This window comes from Dehalococcoidales bacterium (assembly GCA_030698765.1).
Taxonomy (GTDB): Bacteria; Chloroflexota; Dehalococcoidia; order Dehalococcoidales; family UBA2162; genus JAUYMF01.
In genome coordinates this window covers 1-19,359 of sequence record JAUYMF010000127.1, presented here as the reverse complement: position 1 = coordinate 19,359, position 19,359 = coordinate 1, and the positions used below count along the sequence as shown (strand labels likewise).

The window sequence follows — 19,359 nt, the reverse complement described above, 5'->3', positions numbered from 1 at the left end:
AATCCGTAAAACCATCCTCAGTTCAGATTGCAGGCTGAAATTCGCCTGCATGAAGGTGGAGTTGCTAGTAACCGCAGGTCAGCATACTGCGGTGAATACGTTCTCGGGCCTTGTACACACCGCCCGTCACGTCATGAAAGTTGGCAACACCTGAAGTCGATGGGCTAACCCTATTTATAGGGAGGCAGTCGCCGAAGGTGAGGCCAGTGATTGGGACGAAGTCGTAACAAGGTAGCCGTAGCGGAAGCTGCGGCTGGATCACCTCCTTTCTAGGGAGAGTACGGGTGTAATAACCCATCACTCCTAGGTCGGTCATTGACCTAATCAGTCAGTGTTCCTCCTTCCTCTCGCTATCCAGTTGTTAAGGTCTTTTTTTGTTTGAGGGGACGGAATTAAATGTCTTTTTCCGTAAAGCCAGCTAGCCTCGAACAAAAACAAATCATTTCATCCCTCCTTCAGCCTTATCTAACCGAGCTCTCACGTTTCCCTGATGAAAACCTGGATTATAAAGACGGGAACGGCACATACTTTTACCCTTACCTTAATGCTTACTGGCTGGAGAAAGAAAGATCTCCTTATCTTCTTTATGACGACAGAAGAATCGCCGGTTTCGCTCTGGTAAGGCAAGATGGGGAGCATTGGGAAATGGCCAAGTTTTATGTATTACCTGAGTTCCGTCGCTGCGGTCTGGGTATGACATGTGCTATGGAGATTTTTAAGAGACATCCCGGCGAATGGAGAATAGGATATAACAAGCAAAATCAAGCTAGCCGGGCACTATGGCAAAAGCTGGCAGAACTTTTGTCCAAGGGTGATATTCTGGCTGGAGCATCAGATGCCAGCCATGATTTTACTAGTTTTTTAGTCTAGCCTCTTTGGGCGGGTTCAGCTTACCCCTTCAATCTTCTCTCCTTTGAAGCTATAGCCTCACCCCTTTAATTGAGGCTGTCCGAAAATGTAATTCTTAGGGAGCAAGGCGACCGAAGAATCTGGGGGAGTGGTGAGGAGAGATGCTGAATAGTTTCCCCTAACCCAGATACTTCGCTTCGCTCAGTATGACAATTCTTCGTTTTCAGAAAACCTCTCAGGGGGATGGGTTTTAAAATACCCCTTGCTAGGGGAGACAGACCCAACTATCTTCTTCTATCCTCAAAATGACACAAAGGCTTGCTCCTCAAGCAGCACGTCAGTGATGAACATCGAGAAGGGCTGGTGCGTAATCATAAAATCTATCTTGCTTTCCCGGGCAATTGACGAGCCGCTGGCCCCGGCCGGGGTAAAGGTGGCGATTTCCCCGGGTTTCAATGACTCTTTACTGGTATCGGCCCCGGTGGCGCGTTCCGCGGCTTGTGTCAGGTCATTCACCCCGATGAGAGCCGGGTCGCCAATGTGTACGGGCGTTCCGTGCGCCAGTGGGAAACGGGCGGATACCTGGATTGACTTGATTGCCTCGAATGAGTTCTGATAGATACGGCAGGAACATATCATTGGTCCCTTGAAAGGGCCAACCGGATGGCACTGGAGATTGGTCAGGTAACCTGCCTGGAACCGGTATTGAATGTTGGCTGTCTTCAAGAACGGGTCAACGGACAGGCTGCAGCCGATGAGAAACCCCACCAGGTCATCCCGCCAGTACCGGGTAATGTCAGCGGGTTCGTCAACACACTCTCCATTCTGCCAGACCTGGTAGCGGGGCAGGTCAGTCCGTAAATCAGCCCCGGGCGCTACCAGCTTTGGTTCCGGGTCTCCCGGCTCGGTGACGTCTATCAAGGGGAAGGGGCGAGGATTACGGTGACAGAAGATGAGGAACTGAATAGCCAAATCCTTAGGTATGATAACCATGTTTGCCTGGGCATAACCGGCACAGGCATCCTGGGTTGACGCTGTCCACTCTCCTTTCCTGACCATATTCCGGAAATCTATAGGGTGCATGGCTGCCAGCCGGGTTCTATCAAATTGGAGCATATCGGCTACCTCCTTCTTGCGTATACATTACATAAGGTAACCCATTCCGCGAAGTAATGCAAATATGGGCGCGCAATCGTAAAACAAAATAACATCTGTGACGGCCCCGGTTGCTGCTGATAATCAGGTATCGCCCGTGAACCGGATAAGAAGGTTACAGGACAAGGCATCAAGCTTAATTCAGGTGTAGACTTGATTTTTCTCGTCTTATAGCATAGAATTAGACACGTTTCAAGGGCCATTAGCTCAGTTGGTTAGAGCACAGTCCTGATAAGACTGGGGTCTCTGGTTCGAATCCAGAATGGCCCACCATTCCGTTGTAAAACTTTCGAGAAGACGTTCTCTCTGGTATTTTGAAAGCTGACACGGATGCAAATATTGTCCTATCTCAGGTATGCCTCTGAGGATTTCTAAATCCTGAGCGCCTGCAGGGAGGTAGAAATGAGCGTAAAGAAGCCAACCGAATTATTAAAGGAAGAACATCAGGCTGTGCTGGAGAAGCTGGCCGCGCTGGAAAGTGCCATTGGAAATCTGGAGCAGAGAGAAAGTATCTCAGCAAGCTTAAGAGAGCTTGCCTCGTTTTTCGAGGTTGATTTTTGGGTACACTTCGATAAGGAAGAGAAGGCTCTTTTCCCCGAGTTTGATAACTTTATGCCCCGGGGTAGCGGACCGCTCGCAGTGATGCTGGACGAGCATGAAGTGCTGAGGGACACCAACGAGGCAATGCAGCAGGCCATTGGCAGTTATCTTGGCGATGAAGATAGTGCTGAAGTGAGGCAAGCAATAAGGCAATACGGGTCTCATTTTATTGAATTTCTCAGGGGCCATATCTTCAAAGAAGACAGCATATTGTTTAGCATGGCGGATATGCACCTGAATCCGGCACAGAATGACAGGGTGGTCAATCTTTTCGTCGAGATGGACAGAGCGAGTCAATCCAGATCACGCAAAGAAGGGTAAATCTGGCTAGACAAAGGCGCGGCAAGATTCCCTGGCTGAACCTTGTTATAGCGGCAACGTGAAGGAGAAAAGGGAACCTTTGCCCGGCTCGGACTCCACCCAGATTATACCCTCGTGAGCTTCCACCAAACGCTTGCAGACCAGTAATCCCAGCCCCAGTCCCTTGGCTGGCTTTGACGCGTTTTCCAGTCTTTCAAAGGGCTGAAAAAGGACGGGCTGCTGCTCATCCGGGATGCCAATTCTCTGGTCACTTACAGTGATGACAAGGTTATCAGTCTGAGTCCTGGCGGAAAGACATATCTCCGTGACTTCGCGGCTCCTTTTCCAGTGACACTCTCATTGGGAAGAGCACGTTCGCTTCGCTCGGTGTGAACCACGCGATGAAGCAAACTCAAATACTTATGAAGCTCGCTGCCTTAATTCATTTCGCAGCACCTTGCCAAGCATGTTTTTAGGCAGGACATTGATGAATTCAATCTGCGAGGGGACTTTGTACTCCGCCAGGTATTGCCGGCAGAAACTTACCAGCTCTCCGGCTGTAGTGTCTGCGCCTGGGCGCAAAATGACGTAGGCCGCAATGCGTTCACCCTGTACCGCATCGGGGACACCAATCACGGCTGCTTCCAGCACTTTATCGTGCTTTAGCAGGATCTCTTCCACATCCGCGGGGTAGACCTTATAGGCGGTGATGTAGTCAGTCCTTTGCACCTTGATCATATCCTTCTTGCGCCCGATAAATTCGAAATAGCCGTCTTCATCCATTCGCGCGATATCCCCTGTATAGAGGCACCCATCCTTTAATATTTTCGCGGTTTCCTCCGGGTTATGGCAGTACTCTCGCATTACCTGCGGTCCCCGGACTACCAGTTCGCCATCTTGCCCGGATTGAAGCGGAGCCCCGTTGTCCATGTCAACTATTCGACAGGTCGTGTCCGGCAGAGGCAAACCAATACCCTTTCTTTTCCCGTAAACCGGGTTGCAGGTTACTACGGGTGAAGTTTCGGTCAGGCCATAGCCTTCGACCAGCTTGCACCCGGTAAGGTGCTCGAACTCCTGCTGGACGGCAGCGGGCAAGGTATCAGCCCCGCTGAAGCAAAAACGCAAGGATGACAGGTCATAGCGGTGGAGTTCCGGGTAGTGGATGATAGTGTGGAATACTGCCGGTACACCCATGAGCAACGTGGGGCGGTGCTTGTTGAGGGCTTCAAGTAAACTGGCTGCCTCAAACCTTGGCAGAAGTATCATTGTTCCCCCAACATACACGGGCCAGTTCATCGAAGTGGTCATTGAAAAGGCGTGGAATACGGGTAACACGGTGAGGAAGACCTCGTTGCCGTGGCTGACGTCAGGCATCCAGTGATGGCATTGAAGGAGGTTGGCAATCAGGTTATCGTGGGTCAGACAGACCCCTTTAGGCACCCCGGTAGTGCCTCCCGTATAAAGTGTCACCGCCACATCGTCATGTCTGACCTCCGGCTCAACGGCATCCACCCGCGTTTCCTCAGTCAGCAAATCTCGCATCCGGATGATGCTGTTCCCGGCGGGAGACGCAATCTCTTTATGTTTCACTATTGGGAAAAGGATGTTTTTGGGAAATGGCAGGAATTCCTGCAGGCCGCTGATGATGATGTGTTGCAGCCCGGCTCTCTGCTTAACCGAGTTCACCTTGCCAAATAAAGCCTTCAAATCAAGGGTTATCACCGTCCTGGCCCCGGAATCTTCCAGCAAATGGAGCAGTTCTCTGTCTACGTACAGGGGATTAGCCGGCACAACCACAGCACCGGCCTTCAAAATACCGTAGTAAGCGATAACGAACTGCGGCGAATTAGGCAGGAAGAGGACTACTTTATCCCCCTTCGAGACACCCAGCCGCCGGAGAGAAGCGGCGAATCGATTGACCAGTCTCCGTAACTCGTGGTAGGTGATCTTTTTACCCATAAAGATAATCGCGGTATGGTCAGGGTATCTGTCTGAGGTTTCGTCCAGCAAGGCCTGGAGCGTCGTCCCGGGGTAGTTGATGCCTGGCGGTACGCCTTTGTCGTAGGAATTTAACCACGGTAGTGTCATATTATCCCCGTCCTCTTGGCGTACTGTCATACCGTTAGCCTACCTGAGTCTAACGTCGAAATATCCCCAGGCTATGTGCATTTCCGGGCTATCACTAATCCCGTAAGCCCAGACAAGGGTTTGTATATCCTCGACCAAAGGAATATCAAAATCATCTTCAGGGGCAATCGGGCGTTTGAACTCGATTATCGTGTACCCGTCTTCTTCTCTACCGCCGAACTCGATAATATCGTCTGTTCCGCCAAGCTCGGTATCCGGCGAATGATGAGTTCTGCCGGTGCCGAAGTGGTCCTCGACTATTGCCTCCCCGTCGTCAGTCACGTAGGCAAATATTATCTCGGCGTTTCTCATTCCTTCACCGGCGGAAATACCGATACCCATCCATCCGGTGGTCTTTACCTTCAAGCCAACATTTATATACTCGCCATCGGTACGGTATGATATCTCGTAATTGCCTTCGTCCAGAACGCGGGTGATAAAATATTCCCGGGGGCCGATGACGCCATCAGGCCGCCAGGTCTCATCGAGCAATGTTAGCCACCTCACAGTATACCGCGGGTATTGCCCTGTGCTTGCGAATAAAGGAGACGAAATGATGCCTAACGCAACCTGGAGGATGATAAGGGCTGCAACGACATAGCCGACCCTGCGGTGCACAGACTTCATCAGATGTCTGCGGGAGGAAAGACCGGTAGTAATCTGAACTGCGGACATCATCACTAACAGCAGACCCCCTAGTCCGTGGATGGAGTTCAGGGGACGGACGTCATCCGAAATGACCATCCAGAGTCCGTAACTCAAAGCGGCTATGATAAGGAACCCCATTGTAATACCATGTTTCCGGTGAAAACGGAATCTATTACGGTTCGGAGGTCGCCGTATTCTTCCCGCGAGCGTTGCGCCGAGAGTCACAGTAACAGCAGCTAGCCCGAAGGCTGTCAGTCCAATAATGGCATGACCAATCCATCTGTACTCGCTGTTGGGAATAAAAAGAATACCCGCAATGAGCGCTATCGATGTGATTACGGTTGACAGATTTGCGGCAATTCTTGTTTTAAGACGCGACCATAAGTATATGAAGTCAGAATCCTCCAACTATCCTTATACTATAATTATAAGGCCTGAGTTAAAGAACTTCCATCCGGACCGGCAAACACCGCACCAGCAGATTAGAGTAGCTTGCCAGGTCACGTTTTACGGGAACTCAGCTTCGGTTATTTCTTCGACATATTGCCTGGCCACGGAATCAGTGCAAATCTTGTCCAGCAGGTCCACTTCCATGCCCTTGATAGGCTTCATTTTGGCTGATTTCATGCTCTGCATCTTCAATCATAGCAATATACTACAACAAATGGATAACGTCTAAGACAAAAGTCGGCGGAAGTGATCCCGATGGCAAAGTTGGCAAGGGACTTGGCGGACATAGCAATAAACTGAAGCCCCGGCTCAGGCTCTGTGATTCTCTAAACCATCAAGTAGCACGCGTAGTACTGTTTCTTCTTATGCTTCTATTTTCCGCTGAACCTCTCTACCTCTTCTCTTTACAGGTTGGTCTGGCAGAGCGTCCGATGGTCCGGCAGCCCATAAAGCGAATACCCGGGTGAGTGCCTCGTAGGAGTTTTCGCCGGTTTGTTTCTCCTTTTCCAGGCAAAGGTGAGTGTAGTTGGTCAAGACCAGGGCTGCGGTTGCAGACAGGGCTGCTCGAGCAGCCGCCATTTGAGTAAGAATATCTGAACAATCTCTCTCTTCCTCCACCATGCGGGCGCAACCTCTTATCTGTCCGGATATTCGTTTCAGACGGCTTACAACTTTTTCTCTAGGTACTGGCAATTCGTTCATTTATATTCCCTTCCTTGTCCGGTAATACTTCTTGACAAACACTAACCACCGCAAACGGCTACGCGGCGTATTATCAGGGAGGTTGTATGTTTGGCTCGTTTGAGGGGATCATTGGTGAGCTACGGGATAAAGTTGGTGCTCCTTATGATGCCTTTCCCGCAGAAATGATGAAATACGGGAAGGCTGGTGTCTCCGGTTGGGGAACGCTCTGCGGCGCGTTGAATGGAGCGGCAGCAGCGATATACCTGGTCTCTGACCCTAAGGCAGGTGACGGGATGATAGATGAGCTTTTTACCTGGTATGGCGCTGAGGGGTTACCTGACTACCATCCCGAGAGTCCGAAATTTGACATTGAACCTTCTGTTGCACAGTCGCCGCTCTGTCATATCTCCGTAACGACGTGGTGCGAGACTACCGGCTTTAAGGCGTTGTCACCGGAGCGAGCAGAGAGGTGCGCATGGCTAACCGCTTCGGTCGTAAGGCATACTGCCGAATTGCTTAATGCCACGACTGAAGGTACAGTTATTGCTATGCCGGCACTGTCAGCGGAGGTAAGCGGATGCCTGGCATGCCATGGCAAGGGAGGACCGATAGAAAACGTACATGCCAGTAAGGCGACGAGCTGCGCGATTTGTCATGAGCCTCATGCGATACCACCGAGGTAGTGGCGTTAAGTTCTCACAGGAATAGTCAGCAAAGGCGCCTCGTCCAGCGCAAGGAGAATCTATTCAGGGGGACGTTTCTCTTGTACGGATGTCAGATAGCTTGTTGGCTACAGGCCAGGTATGCTGTAGACCTGAAGTCGTAGCTATAAATAATATCGTTTAAGGAAGCAAACTGACTGCCCACTTAAGCGTGGTGATCCTTTTTATCTTCCAGCGGCACCCACCAGGTCATTCTGAATGTTTGCCAAACCCCGCCCATTGCAGTACCTTGTCAGACGGCTGGTAACTGACCCGGTTACATACTCCTGGCGATGGTGAGCAATTCACGCTCGGAGCGAGTGGTGATTACCACATAGTAATAATCTCCTGACCTCCAGTAGACTCCGCTAAGCAACTGGCCGTCAGCCCTTACTCCGGTTATCAGGACTCCTTTACTGACTCCTATTGACACCGGGGTCTTTTGACGGATGGTCTCGAACCAGGGCAGGTCTACAGGCAGGTCTTCAAGATCAGACTTTATCTGGGATATTATCATGGTTTCAAAGTTACCGTAGCGAGATAAGAACAGCAACTGCATCATGAGCACCGGTTTGCGTTGTCCGTAGATTTCAGCGGGAGGCCAGGAAAGGTAATCGGGGAAATAAGAGGGTACCGCTACCCGGAATCCCAGCACGGCTTCAGCTTCTTCCATGCTTGAGTATTTTCGATAGCCGGCTTCAGGGGGATTAATGTAGTCCGGTACTGCCCCCAGAAAAAACAGGACTAATGCTACCATACCCGATACCAGTGCCGGTGTCAGTATGATCCGTGGAACTGCTTTCAGAAATTGCATCATCGACAAAGTGCCCTGCCAGACCTGATGAATTACACGATGAAAAAGAGCAGCACCGCCAGTATTAGCGCGGTAACCGCAACTCGTAGATTCTGGTAATCAATACTGTTCACCCCGTTAGTCTGCGTAACTCGCTCTACTCTCTCCCTGGTCAGGTTCCGGCGGGCAGTGTTTTGCAGCGAGGTGATTCCTGGCCAGAGACGTTGCTTCGTGGCAGCAGATTTGACCGCCGCCGAATGCCGGAATATCTTGAGTAGTCCGGAAGTAAGCGATAGCCGTTTTCCGGAAGAACGGATAGCCATGTCATCGCAGAGCTTTTCGTTATCGTTAATAATGCGGTGAAAGACAAGAAGTCCCACCGGGTTATAAAAGAGCCAGAAGCGCAAGACCAGCAACACCCGGTTTATCCGGGTAACCGTCCGGCTGTGGTGGGCGATTTCGTGGGCGATAACCGCCTGAAGTTCATCAACATCCAGCAGGTCTATCATCGCCGCCGAAAGCACCAGTGTCCCGTGATTTGAGATGTAAGCCACGGGAGTATTTTCCGGGGACAGTAGTATGGCGGGTGTGAGGGCAGGTTCATTCCTGCCTGTATTGGCCAGTGCCTTATCCAGCCTGGGGTATTGCCCCCTCTTGATAGCGGGAAATGACGGGCGCTTTGTTAAATAGTGTGTGCTCAGCGGGAAAGCCTCTTCAATAAGAAATATAGCGGCAGTCGCCAGCAGTATAAAGGTGAAAAGATGCCAGATAGTGATACCCCCACCCAGTTCCAGTGCCAGCCACTGGTTAACGTCAATCAAGGCTACCTGCTCGCGGAAATACTCACTGACCCTGTCCGGGTAAAGCAGGTAGTAGAGTGGGGGACACAACGCCGGCAGGAACAGCGCCAGAAACCGGAACTTAATCCGGAGTAATGGCTCGTGTATATGCCATATTGCCATTACTGTTTCAACGACTATTACGGTGATTAACGAGTAGGATACAGCCTGGGTCAGGTAATGGCCTAAGAATGACTCAAAGAAAAGCATTTTTTATTGCGACTCGTTAGCCGGGTCTGCCGTGCCCTCGCCGGAGGGGAGATTGTCCGCTCCGCTGCCCGGCCGGATAGTCTGCAACTCCGCATACTCCATCGGGTGCTCTTCAAGCATTCGCTCTCTGGAGATTTTTCCGGTGAAGATGGTCATATCCGCCGGGAAGACGCCCGGCCGTAAGATTACGTCATACAGGTGCCAGATGATAATGACCAGGACCGCCAGCGTGGCCTCATACCCGTGAAACTCCACGGCGGCGGCTACTACCTGGCCGGGTACGACTCTGGTCACAGCCACGGGAAAAGCCAGGATAAAGCCGGTAACCGTTATCACCAGTCCCCCGAGGATAAGACCCCAGTACTCAAACTTCTGCCGGTAGTCAAAACGGCCCAATAGTGGTGGCTTATCCGCAAAACCAAAGCCGTGTCGCAGCGCTCCGACGACGTCATGAAAGTCCTGGATAGTAGGAACCATGGTCAACCGGCGGTGTTTGACGAAGAATAGGTAAGCTACGTAGCTAAAATGGTAGATTATCGATAGTGTGAACACCAGGCCGAAAATACGGTGAATCAGCCGCGTGTATTCAATTCCTCCCAGTCCCAGGATTACCCATTCCCCCCAGCCTGTCGTGTAATAACGCTGGGCAAGTCCGGTTACCGACAGCACGATGAAGGATACCATCAGTACCGCGTGCTCAATACGCTGCCGGACACTGAACCTGGTAAAATACTTCTCTTTAGCCTCAGCCTGGCTGGATTCACTGATTTTTTCCCCGGTAATAGTCATCTGTCCTCCAATGCTACCGGTTCGTTATTCTGCGCCACAGGTCAAGCAGGACATGAACGGACAGCCCAATCAGTATGAAGGGTATCAGTATCCAGTAGAACCACCTGACGAAGAATATCAGTGGTGCCTTACTGATACTGGGTTCGTAGTGGGATAACCATGCCCCCGGGAAATTGGCGGTGACATCATCATGGCACTTGCCACAGGTCGTCACCAGGTTGCTTTTTATCACCGGCGAACCGGGGCTATTAACAGCCTGAATGTCATGGATGCCATGGCAGTCAGTGCAGACTGCCTCTTCCACCCAGATGTCCCTGGCCTGCTTCTCCACCAGCGCCACCGTGCGACCATGGAAATCATTAAGATAGGTTTTGACTACATTAGACGATATCCCGTACTTCTCCATCAATTGCTCGTTGCTGTGGCAGTTACTGCACAGGTGCACGGACTCAATGCGGAAAGACGCCGTCCTGGGGTCTTCAATGGTATGGGACTGGTGACAGTCAGTACAGACCGGGACATCAAAGTTATCTTCTTCAAGTAACGCTTTTCCGTGTACACTGCCGATATATTCCTGTGATATAGCCTGGTGGCACTGGGAGCAGGTCTGCGAGATTTTAGCTCTTGGTTGAGAGGGAAGAGCCACGTCGTGTGCCCCATGACAGTCAGTACAAAGAGGGGCTCTTAAGTCGCCGCCTGACAGCATCTCATAATGGATACTATCCAGGGTCTTGGTGTAGTTGTCAAAGTGGCATCTCTTGCAGAGGTCATACTGAGCGATGCTGTATTCCCGGAGGCTACCGACCTCTCGCGTGGGGTGGGGATAGTCCGAGATAGCGCTATGGCAATCACTACAAAGGAGTTTATCCCCATGAACCGAGCTGGCATATCGCTGAGGGTCAATATAGAGCGGCAGCATTTCTCCGCCGGAGAATGTCATGCTGAGATCAGGCTGGCTATGGCACTGCTGGCAGGACTCGTCAGATAGAGGTTCTTCTCCGGCCATACCGGAAATCGAATGACAGACCAGACAGGAACCCTCGTTATAGCTACTGTGGTTCTGCGGTACCGGGTTCAGTCCCCGAGAGTCATGACAGCCCAGGCATTCTTCTTGTCCGGTAACACTGTGTGGGATGGGTGGAGCTCCGTTACTGGCTTCGGCTAACCGGGCATATACTATCCCCATCAGGATAATGCCCGACAGGACAATTATTAGTGGCTTCCCGAACCTTGCCAAGGTAGACCTCCTCTTAACAATGAGGCCGTCCCACTATATATCCGGCAAGTAAACTTAATGCTCCATCCCTTATTCTATCACAAGAACCGGCGCTGGTAAAGCGGACTGCCTCATTTCGATGATTCTTCCGGTCTGCGGGGAGCTTTACTGCTCACCGCTTTGCCTCCGTATGGTTATTTCCTCCTCCAGTTTTTCCAGTTCCTCTTCGCTTTTGACCTCCGGATTCTCATCCGGGGTGGTGCCATGCCGGATGAAGTAGGCCCGTTCCGGATTCCAGCCTGCGGCGCCCAGTTGCACTGTCCGGCGTTCTACTGTTACAATCGCTCGCCAGAGCCGGTAGCCGACAAAGCTGACGAACCCGGCAATGCCAACCAGGGGAAGGAAGATGATGAATGCCAGACCAATGAAGGGGCCGGCTATCATTGCCAGTACCGGTGGCACTCTGATGTAGTTGACTTCTTTGGTGCCTGGAAGGAGTCGAGCCTTTTCGTGAAGCTGGACGAATTCACCGTTAGCCAGGTTGAGGTAAACACCCCGTGGTCCCTTTTCTGTTCCTCGATACTTCTTCATTTTGTTCCTCCTCTCTTTTCAGTCTCAATTATATTGTAGAGGAGAGTATAGAATCCGGGTATCGGTACTGTGCCCTAGTTTGTCCGATTGAACAGTGTAGAGGGCCGGAAAAAGAAGGTATTTGAGGACAAAAAATAGTGGAAAGACAGCAGGAACGGGACTAATCGTCGGAAGAGATCACTCCCTGGCGGATGGCATACTTAATCAGCTCGGCGCGGTTATGGAAATCGAGCTTCTCCATGATGTTGGCGCGGTGTGTCATCACCGTTTTGATGCTTAAAGAGAGAGTATCGGCAATCTGGCGGCTGGTGTAGCCCTCAGCAATCAGCTTGAAAACGGTCTTCTCGCGGTCACTGAGGCGGTCGTAGGGGGCTTCCCCGGCGGCGGTTTCAGGGTGTTCCAGGTAACCCTTGATTACCCTATCCGCGATTGCGGGGTCGACGAAGGATTTTCCCTGCGAAACAGCCCTTATCGCCGCTACCAACTCGCTACCTACCGCTTTCTTGAGCACGTAACCGGCCGCGCCCGCCTTGAGGAAACGGTAGATATACTCGCTGTCATCGTATTGAGTCAGTACCAGCACCCTGCTGAGGGGGTTTGTCTTTATAATCTCCAGGGTGGCTTCCAGCCCACCCAGGCCCGGCATGGCGATATCCATCAGGACTACATCCGGTGCCAGTTTACCGACCTGGATGATTGTTTCTCTACCATCGGCGGCTTCGCCGACCACCTCAATATCATCATGAGTGGCCAGTATCATGCGTATCCCTTCCCTGACGATAGCGTGGTCATCAGCAATAAGAACTCTAATTTTGGTCATTTTGTCACCTCATTGCTTCAGGGGAACTTCGACGGTGATGCGAGTCCCCTTGCCCGGTTGCGATTCAATGCAGAATTGCCCTCCGAGCAACTCGATACGCTCCCGCATACCCAGCAGTCCCACCCCCTGGTTTTCATCCGCATACTGCTTTAATATCTTCATATCAAAGCCGCGGCCATCATCCTCTATCTCGACGGCAATTATCAAATCCTTGAACTCCACGTTAATCAACACGTTATTGGCCTGGGCATGTTTGGCGATGTTGGTAATGGCTTCCTGCCCAACGCGGAACAGTGCTATCTCAATCTGTGGCGGTAGTTCTTTTTCTTCGCCGGTTACCTCAACCCGCGCCTTGATATTCAACTCCTCGAGGCGGTTCTGCGCGTACCAGCGTAACGCTGACAGCAGCCCCAGGTCATCCAGCACCGATGGGCGCAGGTCAAAGATAACCTTGTGCACGTTATCCAGAGTGCTTACCGCCAGACTTCTGATGTCAGCGAGCATGCCTTTTATCTTGTTTGCATCTCCGTCGGGGATGGCAGTGGCTGCCTCCAGTCTCATCACCAGGCCCAGTATTGACTGGGTAGTCTCGTCGTGAAGCTCCCGGGCAACCCTGCGGCGTTCCTCCTCCTGAACCATCAGTACCTTTTGCAGTAGCTGTCCGCGGGAGGCTTCCTTACGCTCTATCTCACGGTAAGAGTCCTGTAACTGGCGGGTTCTTTCCTCTATCTTTGCCTCAAGCTGGCGGTTCCATTCCTGGATTTCCTCTAATGATTTTTTCAGCTCTATCCGCATTACGTCAAAACTCCGGCCGAGTTCGCCAATTTCGTCACTGCCCAGGTCCGGTACCGGCCGCAAAAGATTACCGCGGGAGATATCCTGGGCTACTGTTTTGAGCTGGCCGATCGGCCTGATGAGGCTGCGGGCCATTCCCCAGCTCAGGAAGGAAACAACGATCACGGCTAATACTCCCGCAATCATGAACGTAGACTCCAGTGTACGTGCCGGGGCCATGGCTTCCTCTTTTGATTGACTTACCGCCACAGACCACGGGGAATCAGGCAGGCGCGCCAGTTCCGTCAACATTTCAGGGTTACTGTCGTTCTCCCAGGCGGTGAACATACGCCGGGGGTCGCTGCTGGTCAGTACCACCCTCCGGCTATCAATAATGTCAATGTATCCGGTCTCCCCGAGTTTGACCGGCAGGATAAATTGGCGTAGCGTATTCCTGGCGGGGTCAATCTGTCCACCGACCAGACCAGCGACCTGGCCTTCACGGTTGCGCAAAGGAGCGATGACGAAGATGACTCTGTTGCCATCAAGGGTGTTTGTGAAGACGTCTGAGACCAAAGACCTCTTGGTGTTAATCGCCTGTAATACCGGTGGATAATCGCCGACGGGAGCATCGACAAAGCCCTGCCGGAACGGCTCCGCCCACACTATCTTCCCGTTCAGGTCAGTGATAAATACAATATCAAAGATAGAGTCGAGATAGGCACTGTGGAGAGCTCTTCGCTCCGGCTCCGGGTCTCCGTCCTGAATATCTAACCCCGGAGCAAATTGAACATTTTCCAGACGCTCAAGGTTCTGGCGGAGAACATAACCCAGATGGCTGGCAACTGCCTGTGATAGAGCCTGGTTCTCGCGGGATACGCGCTCCAGGCTCTGCTGCGCGGCTATCCATCCGGATATTGCCAGGACTGCCAGCACCGGAATCATAATCACCGTTACCAGGAGTAGTATTCTCCGGCCGATGTTAGACTTCAGGACAGCGTACAATTGATACCTGCCATTGTCAGTTTAATTCCGCGCTATAGTATTTTACCATATATTGGGACGGACGACTGAAAACGGCGAAGGATATCAGGAATCAAAGGCACATAGAAAGCGAGTAACGGCATATTGACAAAGACCGCTTGACGGCGCTATTTGTTTCTTCTCTAACGCTTTTTTCCGGTTTTGGTCTGGGGACAGTGCTCATGCCGGCCTTTGCTCTCTTCTTCCCGATACCGGTGGCGATAGCCGCCACCGCCGTGGTTCACCTGGCTAATAATATCTTTAAGGTGATCCTGGTAGGGCGGAACGCGGACTGGGGGGTGTTCCTTCGCTTTGCTCTTACGGCGGCTCTGGCGGCTATCCTTGGCGCCTGGCTGCTGGGCAGATTATCTTTCATGCCGGCTTTTACTTCCTATCAAATCGGGAAAAGGATATTTGACATAACACTGGTCAAGCTGGTTATTGGTGCGTTGATTATTGTCTTTGCTCTGTTCGACCTGATACCGAAGTTGCAAGGCATGGCGTTTGACCGGAAGTACCTGCCGCTGGGCGGGGTATTATCAGGCTTTTTCGGGGGACTGTCCGGCAATCAGGGGGCCTTCCGCTCAGCCTTCCTGATAAAGAGCGGTCTGGGTACAAAGGCGTTCGTCGGCACCAATGGCGTCTCCTCTTTTCTGGTTGACCTGGTACGCCTTGGCGTATATGGGGCTACTTTCTACACGGCTAACTTTGCAACCATCGACGGTGATATATGGCGACTGGTGCTGCTCGGTATAGTCTTTGCCTTTATCGGGTCATTCGTCGGCTCGCGGCTGGTAAAGAAGGTAACTTTGAAGGCTGTGCAATACGTTGTTGGCATTATGCTCTTGATTGTTGGCACGGGACTGGCAACGGGGTTGTTGTGATGAATAACCTGCGTAAGAACGCTGTCTGCGGGACCTGTACATTAAAGCTGGTCACCATTGCTTACCGGCGCGCTCCCTGGTTCCGCCTGCTGCGCGAGCCACTGAAGCTGGGTATGCGTTGCCTGTCACGTATTCATCATGTTGATACCGCGGAGTACCTGGTACGCACCCCTGCCTGTTTCAACTGCATCCGGTTTTACAAGCTGGCTTTAAAAGAAAAGTCGGCAACTTTCCGCCGACTTCATGGATTATTGAATCCGCTGTTCGATTATTTTCTGGAAAATATTGGAACGAAAGAGGAACTGGGACAATCCAGGTCATACGCCAAAAGGGCCACAGAGGGTGCGTTGAACGACAATGAAATGAACGACTGGATGCGCGGGATGAAGACTGGCTTTTAGTCTGGAAAGTGACGGAATCAGCCCCTTCTTCTTTAAAAATTTCGGGGACAGTTCCGGGTGGCCCGCTACAGGTAACCGTTTACATTAACTACCGCTTACCTGACCAGCTCACCCACTACGGGAAATTTCTCCAGAAGTCCGGCATCGTGCGGGGCTTGTTCCAGTGCCTCGGTCAGGTCAGAACCGGCACGGTGCATCACCTGGTGAGTGCCCTTTCTCCAGTGATAGCTGGAAGATACATCGTAAACCTTGCCGTGGTAGGCAGTATAGATTATGCCGCTGCTGCCATCGTACTTTTTAAGTTCTTCCCTGGTGAATGTTCTCATCGTGTCTCCAGGCTATACGGGTTCAGCCGAAAGCGACATCGAGCAGCATCATAACAGCGAAACCAAGCATGCCACCCATCGTCGCCAGATCGGTATTGCCGCCACGCTGGGCTTCAGGTATCAGTTCTTCGATAACGACAAAAATCATGGCTCCGGCAGCAAAAGCCAGGGCGTAGGGGAGAATAGGTTGAGCGATAATAACGGCGGTAGCGCCAATGACTCCGGCAAACGGCTCAACGGTGCCTGATAGCTGACCGTACCAGAAGCTCTTCCGGCGAGACAGTCCTTCCCTGCGCAGGGGCATGGAGACCGCCAGCCCCTCCGGAAAGTTCTGAATGCCGATGCCGATGGCAAGAGCTATTGCTGCTCCCAGGGAAGCGGCGGGCAGACCGGCGGCAAGAGCGCCGAAAGCGACGCCTACCGCCAGGCCTTCGGGAATATTATGCAGCGTTATGGCAATGACAAGCAGAGTGCTGCGGTGCCAGCCGGTTTTGATACCTTCCGCCTCTTCCACCGGGAAGCCAAGATGCAGATGGGGGAGTACCCGGTCAATTCCTCTCAGGAATACCCCACCCATCAGGAAACCGATCACGGCCGGCATCCACGAAGGTATATCTTTGCCCTCGGACATCTCGATAGCGGGCGCCAGTAATGACCAGAAGCTGGCGGCAATCATGACACCGGCCGCAAAGCCGAGCATGGCGTCCAGGACTCTGCGGCTCACTTCTTTGGCTGTAAACACCGCGGCGGCTCCGGCGGCGGTCAATCCCCAGGTAAAACACGTCGCCAGGAGCGCCTGTAACACCGGATGCAGGCTCTGAAAGAAATCAATCAACGTTTCTTACTATTGCCGGAATCACGAAGGGGGTCGGCGATTATTTGACCTCCTCCTGCAATTCTTCACCCCGCGGCTACCTCAGAAACTTGGAAACAAAGGGAGAAGTCTCACCGCGTCTCAGGAAGTGCCCGGAAGGGCCTTCACCCAGGAACTCGGAAAACCAGGACTCGTGCTGTATCTCCTCATTGAGGATAGATAGCGCCAGGTCATAGGTGCGATGGTCTTTACCGGCGGTAATATTGCAGATGTTCGTATACCCCCTGACCGCGCATCTTTCCGCTTCTACCAGTACCGTGAGCATTGCGGTTATGTCCCTGGGGTTCTCAGGCAGGGCGGCGGGTGGGCAAGCCGAGCAGTCATGAAAATCGACCATGCTCTCCGGTAATTTACCACCCAGCTCGTATATCCGGGGAACAAGCGCCTCAAAGTGGTTACGGTCTTCGATCCTGGCGGTCTCCGCAATTTCCTTGATCGTCTCACCATCCAGTCCAATAAGGTTCGCCCTGAGAATGGTATAGTAATAATAAGTTGTTAACTCGGCCGCGGCATTGTTGACCAGTAATTGGAGCAGTTCTTTTACATTGATTCCAGCCCTTTCTACCATTTCTATAGCTACTTTCGCCATCTGTTTACTCCTTCCCTTCGATTTTTATGATAAGCGTCACTGAGGAGCCTTCACCCGTGATCTTCTCCGGTCATCGGTTGCGATGTTATCTCTGGCGCGCGCAACCTGGATACTGGTATCTCCCCCGTTAGGGGACAGTCTTGCCGTGGAACAGTTCACTCCCGGCACCGGGATAGACTACCCGCTTCTCTGAAGGCGTAGACTGCGTTACTCCGGGCCATACCCTTTCCTGAGGTTCGGCGCCGGCCAGTGTTACCGGAGATGGCGCTTTGTCTCTCATCTGGGGACTTTTGCGGATATCAATTCCGGGCACATTATGGGAAAACTCGATGGGGATACCATTGGGGTCATGGGCATAGATAGAGTGAATGAACCCGTGGTCAATGACATCGGATACCGGGAAGCCGGCGGCTTCAAGCCTGTCTTTAAGCTCCCAGAGGTCATCTTCGCTGGCAACACCGAAGGACACATGGTCAAAAATAAACGGCCCTTTTACCGGGCGGCCGTGTTCCTTGTTTGGCACCGGCTCAACCCCCGGCCATTCAAAAAAGGCGATGAGGTCAGTCCCGGAAATTTCAAAGAAGTAATGCCGGTATCCCGGCTGCCCCAGTCCGGCAACAAGCCGCATCCCAAGGAGGTCCCTCCAGAAACGGATGGTCTCATCCATGTCTCCGGTAGCCATCGCCAGGTGGTTTACCCCGTTAAACTGCGCCATTCTTGTTCTCTCCGGGCTTCATAAAGCTCTCTGGGTGGGATGATGACCTTTGAGACTACCCCAGGGTTACCTCTTTGGCCGACTGCCAGAGTCCGTGAATGTTGCAAAGGGCTGAGGCATAGATGACGCCGGCTTTACCCGTCTTGATGGACAGGCTCACCTCATGGTGAGTGTAGATCGAGCTTTTATCGGGGCCTTCCGTAGATTCGCCGTGGGCCGAGAATTCAAAGTTCCCGATCTGATAGGTGAACTTTTCTCCCTCCGGATGGAAATATACCGAAATCCAGCGGATATGATGCTCGGTGGTGTTGGGGTGGGCGATTTCCTTGCCCAGGGTAACTTTTACCGGGAATAGTTCACCGGCCTTGACCCGGTCCGGGCACTCGATTACGGGAATATGCTTTTCTGTTTTCCAATCGGCGGTCTGGAATAGTTCTCCAAATTGTTTCATCACTGGCTCCTTTCTCCTTGCTATTTTACTGGCCTTGCTTTACCGTTACAGATTCAATGATCGCTTTATTGAAGCGGGGAATGTCAGCCGGTTTGCGGGAGGTAATCAGGTTGCCATCAATGACCACCGGCTCGTCAATCCACTGGGCACCGGCATTCTGGAGGTCAATTGCCACCGACGGCCAGGAGGTGACGCGCTTTCCCCTGACCACTTCGGCTGATATGAGCAGTTGGGGCCCGTGACAAATAGCGGCGACAACTTTACCAGCCTGGTAAGCCTGCCGGACAATATCAATCATGGGTGGATGGAGACGCATCTTGTCAGGGGCGTAACCCCCGGGAATGATAATGACATCAAAGTCTTCAGCCTTAACTTTATCCGCAGTTGTGTCCGCCATTACCTCTCCGCCTCTTTTCCCTCTGTACTTTGGTTTTGACCCGCTACCCACAACCACCACCCTGGCGTCAGCGTCTTGCATCGCTTTCATTGGCTCCAAAAGCTCGGAGTCCTCAAAATCATCTTCGGCTAGAATCGCAACGCGTTTTCCATT

22 protein-coding genes, 1 tRNA gene and 1 rRNA gene are annotated in these 19,359 nt (G+C 52.2%); 7 read left to right on the top strand and 17 right to left on the bottom strand.

Features of this window, described 5'->3' with window-relative positions:
- Both Q8Q07_06380 and Q8Q07_06375 read left to right on the top strand, forming a co-directional pair.
- Positions 1 to 269, top strand: a 16S ribosomal RNA gene (locus Q8Q07_06380); the annotation flags it as partial.
- 127 nt (positions 270 to 396) lie between these two features.
- Positions 397 to 870, top strand: coding sequence for a GNAT family N-acetyltransferase (locus Q8Q07_06375; GenBank protein MDP3879910.1), 474 nt, complete (start codon positions 397 to 399; stop codon positions 868 to 870).
- A 279-nt stretch (positions 871 to 1,149) separates the two neighbouring features.
- On the opposite strand, the gene Q8Q07_06370 is transcribed toward Q8Q07_06375, so the two are convergent.
- Positions 1,150 to 1,965, bottom strand: coding sequence for a DUF1445 domain-containing protein (locus Q8Q07_06370; GenBank protein ID MDP3879909.1), 816 nt, complete (start codon positions 1,963 to 1,965; stop codon positions 1,150 to 1,152).
- A 235-nt stretch (positions 1,966 to 2,200) separates the two neighbouring features.
- Here Q8Q07_06370 and Q8Q07_06365 point away from each other — a divergent pair.
- Together Q8Q07_06365 and Q8Q07_06360 are read left to right on the top strand one after the other, a co-directional pair.
- Positions 2,201 to 2,277 (top strand) — tRNA-Ile (locus Q8Q07_06365).
- A 129-nt stretch (positions 2,278 to 2,406) separates the two neighbouring features.
- Positions 2,407 to 2,925, top strand: a complete 519-nt coding sequence (locus Q8Q07_06360) for a hemerythrin domain-containing protein (GenBank protein ID MDP3879908.1) — start codon at positions 2,407 to 2,409, stop codon at positions 2,923 to 2,925.
- 399 nt (positions 2,926 to 3,324) lie between these two features.
- On the opposite strand, the gene Q8Q07_06355 is transcribed toward Q8Q07_06360, so the two are convergent.
- The 3 genes from Q8Q07_06355 to Q8Q07_06345 form a co-directional block, all read right to left on the bottom strand.
- Positions 3,325 to 5,022 (bottom strand): long-chain fatty acid--CoA ligase, encoded by a 1,698-nt coding sequence (locus Q8Q07_06355; GenBank protein MDP3879907.1) that lies wholly within the window; start codon positions 5,020 to 5,022, stop codon positions 3,325 to 3,327.
- A 9-nt stretch (positions 5,023 to 5,031) separates the two neighbouring features.
- On the bottom strand, positions 5,032 to 5,817 hold the full coding sequence (locus Q8Q07_06350) for a hypothetical protein (protein ID MDP3879906.1): 786 nt from the start codon (positions 5,815 to 5,817) through the stop codon (positions 5,032 to 5,034).
- Between the two features lie 675 nt (positions 5,818 to 6,492).
- Positions 6,493 to 6,831: a metal-sensitive transcriptional regulator gene (locus Q8Q07_06345; GenBank protein ID MDP3879905.1), complete on the bottom strand. Its 339-nt coding sequence runs from the start codon at positions 6,829 to 6,831 to the stop codon at positions 6,493 to 6,495.
- 86 nt (positions 6,832 to 6,917) lie between these two features.
- On the opposite strand from Q8Q07_06345, the gene Q8Q07_06340 reads away from it, so the two are divergent.
- Positions 6,918 to 7,496 carry a C-GCAxxG-C-C family protein gene (locus Q8Q07_06340; protein MDP3879904.1) on the top strand — a complete coding sequence of 193 codons (579 nt, stop codon included), beginning with the start codon at positions 6,918 to 6,920 and terminating at the stop codon, positions 7,494 to 7,496.
- A 295-nt stretch (positions 7,497 to 7,791) separates the two neighbouring features.
- On the opposite strand, the gene Q8Q07_06335 is transcribed toward Q8Q07_06340, so the two are convergent.
- The 7 genes from Q8Q07_06335 to Q8Q07_06305 form a co-directional block, all read right to left on the bottom strand.
- A complete protein-coding gene (locus Q8Q07_06335) occupies positions 7,792 to 8,331 on the bottom strand; it encodes a hypothetical protein (protein ID MDP3879903.1) in 540 nt (179 codons plus the stop codon).
- A gap of 29 nt (positions 8,332 to 8,360) precedes the next feature.
- Positions 8,361 to 9,356 (bottom strand): M56 family metallopeptidase, encoded by a 996-nt coding sequence (locus Q8Q07_06330; GenBank protein ID MDP3879902.1) that lies wholly within the window; start codon positions 9,354 to 9,356, stop codon positions 8,361 to 8,363.
- Between the two features lie 3 nt (positions 9,357 to 9,359).
- Complete coding sequence (locus tag Q8Q07_06325; protein ID MDP3879901.1) at positions 9,360 to 10,145, bottom strand: cytochrome b/b6 domain-containing protein; 786 nt, start codon at positions 10,143 to 10,145, stop codon at positions 9,360 to 9,362.
- Between the two features lie 13 nt (positions 10,146 to 10,158).
- Positions 10,159 to 11,382: a cytochrome c3 family protein gene (locus tag Q8Q07_06320; protein MDP3879900.1), complete on the bottom strand. Its 1,224-nt coding sequence runs from the start codon at positions 11,380 to 11,382 to the stop codon at positions 10,159 to 10,161.
- 144 nt (positions 11,383 to 11,526) lie between these two features.
- On the bottom strand, positions 11,527 to 11,952 hold the full coding sequence (locus Q8Q07_06315) for a hypothetical protein (GenBank protein ID MDP3879899.1): 426 nt from the start codon (positions 11,950 to 11,952) through the stop codon (positions 11,527 to 11,529).
- A 160-nt stretch (positions 11,953 to 12,112) separates the two neighbouring features.
- Entirely contained in the window at positions 12,113 to 12,772 is a 660-nt protein-coding gene (locus Q8Q07_06310) for a response regulator transcription factor (protein MDP3879898.1), read from the bottom strand.
- Between the two features lie 9 nt (positions 12,773 to 12,781).
- Positions 12,782 to 14,551, bottom strand: a complete 1,770-nt coding sequence (locus tag Q8Q07_06305; GenBank protein MDP3879897.1) for a cache domain-containing protein — start codon at positions 14,549 to 14,551, stop codon at positions 12,782 to 12,784.
- A gap of 137 nt (positions 14,552 to 14,688) precedes the next feature.
- On the opposite strand from Q8Q07_06305, the gene Q8Q07_06300 reads away from it, so the two are divergent.
- Both Q8Q07_06300 and Q8Q07_06295 read left to right on the top strand, forming a co-directional pair.
- Positions 14,689 to 15,453, top strand: a complete 765-nt coding sequence (locus tag Q8Q07_06300; GenBank protein MDP3879896.1) for a sulfite exporter TauE/SafE family protein — start codon at positions 14,689 to 14,691, stop codon at positions 15,451 to 15,453.
- Positions 15,453 to 15,854, top strand: a complete 402-nt coding sequence (locus tag Q8Q07_06295) for a hypothetical protein (protein ID MDP3879895.1) — start codon at positions 15,453 to 15,455, stop codon at positions 15,852 to 15,854. The genes Q8Q07_06300 and Q8Q07_06295 overlap by 1 nt, the downstream gene beginning before the upstream one ends.
- 95 nt (positions 15,855 to 15,949) lie before the next feature.
- Here Q8Q07_06295 and Q8Q07_06290 read toward each other — a convergent pair whose 3' ends face one another.
- From Q8Q07_06290 to Q8Q07_06265, 6 genes are all read right to left on the bottom strand, one after another.
- On the bottom strand, positions 15,950 to 16,180 hold the full coding sequence (locus Q8Q07_06290; protein ID MDP3879894.1) for a cytochrome b5 domain-containing protein: 231 nt from the start codon (positions 16,178 to 16,180) through the stop codon (positions 15,950 to 15,952).
- Positions 16,181 to 16,202: 22 nt separating this feature from the next.
- Positions 16,203 to 17,015 (bottom strand): ZIP family metal transporter, encoded by an 813-nt coding sequence (locus tag Q8Q07_06285; GenBank protein ID MDP3879893.1) that lies wholly within the window; start codon positions 17,013 to 17,015, stop codon positions 16,203 to 16,205.
- A 76-nt stretch (positions 17,016 to 17,091) separates the two neighbouring features.
- On the bottom strand, positions 17,092 to 17,643 hold the full coding sequence (dps, locus tag Q8Q07_06280; protein MDP3879892.1) for a DNA protection during starvation protein: 552 nt from the start codon (positions 17,641 to 17,643) through the stop codon (positions 17,092 to 17,094).
- A 127-nt stretch (positions 17,644 to 17,770) separates the two neighbouring features.
- Entirely contained in the window at positions 17,771 to 18,358 is a 588-nt protein-coding gene (locus Q8Q07_06275; GenBank protein MDP3879891.1) for a VOC family protein, read from the bottom strand.
- 55 nt (positions 18,359 to 18,413) lie between these two features.
- A complete protein-coding gene (locus Q8Q07_06270) occupies positions 18,414 to 18,809 on the bottom strand; it encodes a class II SORL domain-containing protein (GenBank protein ID MDP3879890.1) in 396 nt (131 codons plus the stop codon).
- A gap of 25 nt (positions 18,810 to 18,834) precedes the next feature.
- Positions 18,835 to 19,359: type 1 glutamine amidotransferase domain-containing protein (locus Q8Q07_06265; GenBank protein MDP3879889.1), on the bottom strand; the 525-nt coding region annotated here is incomplete at its 5' end.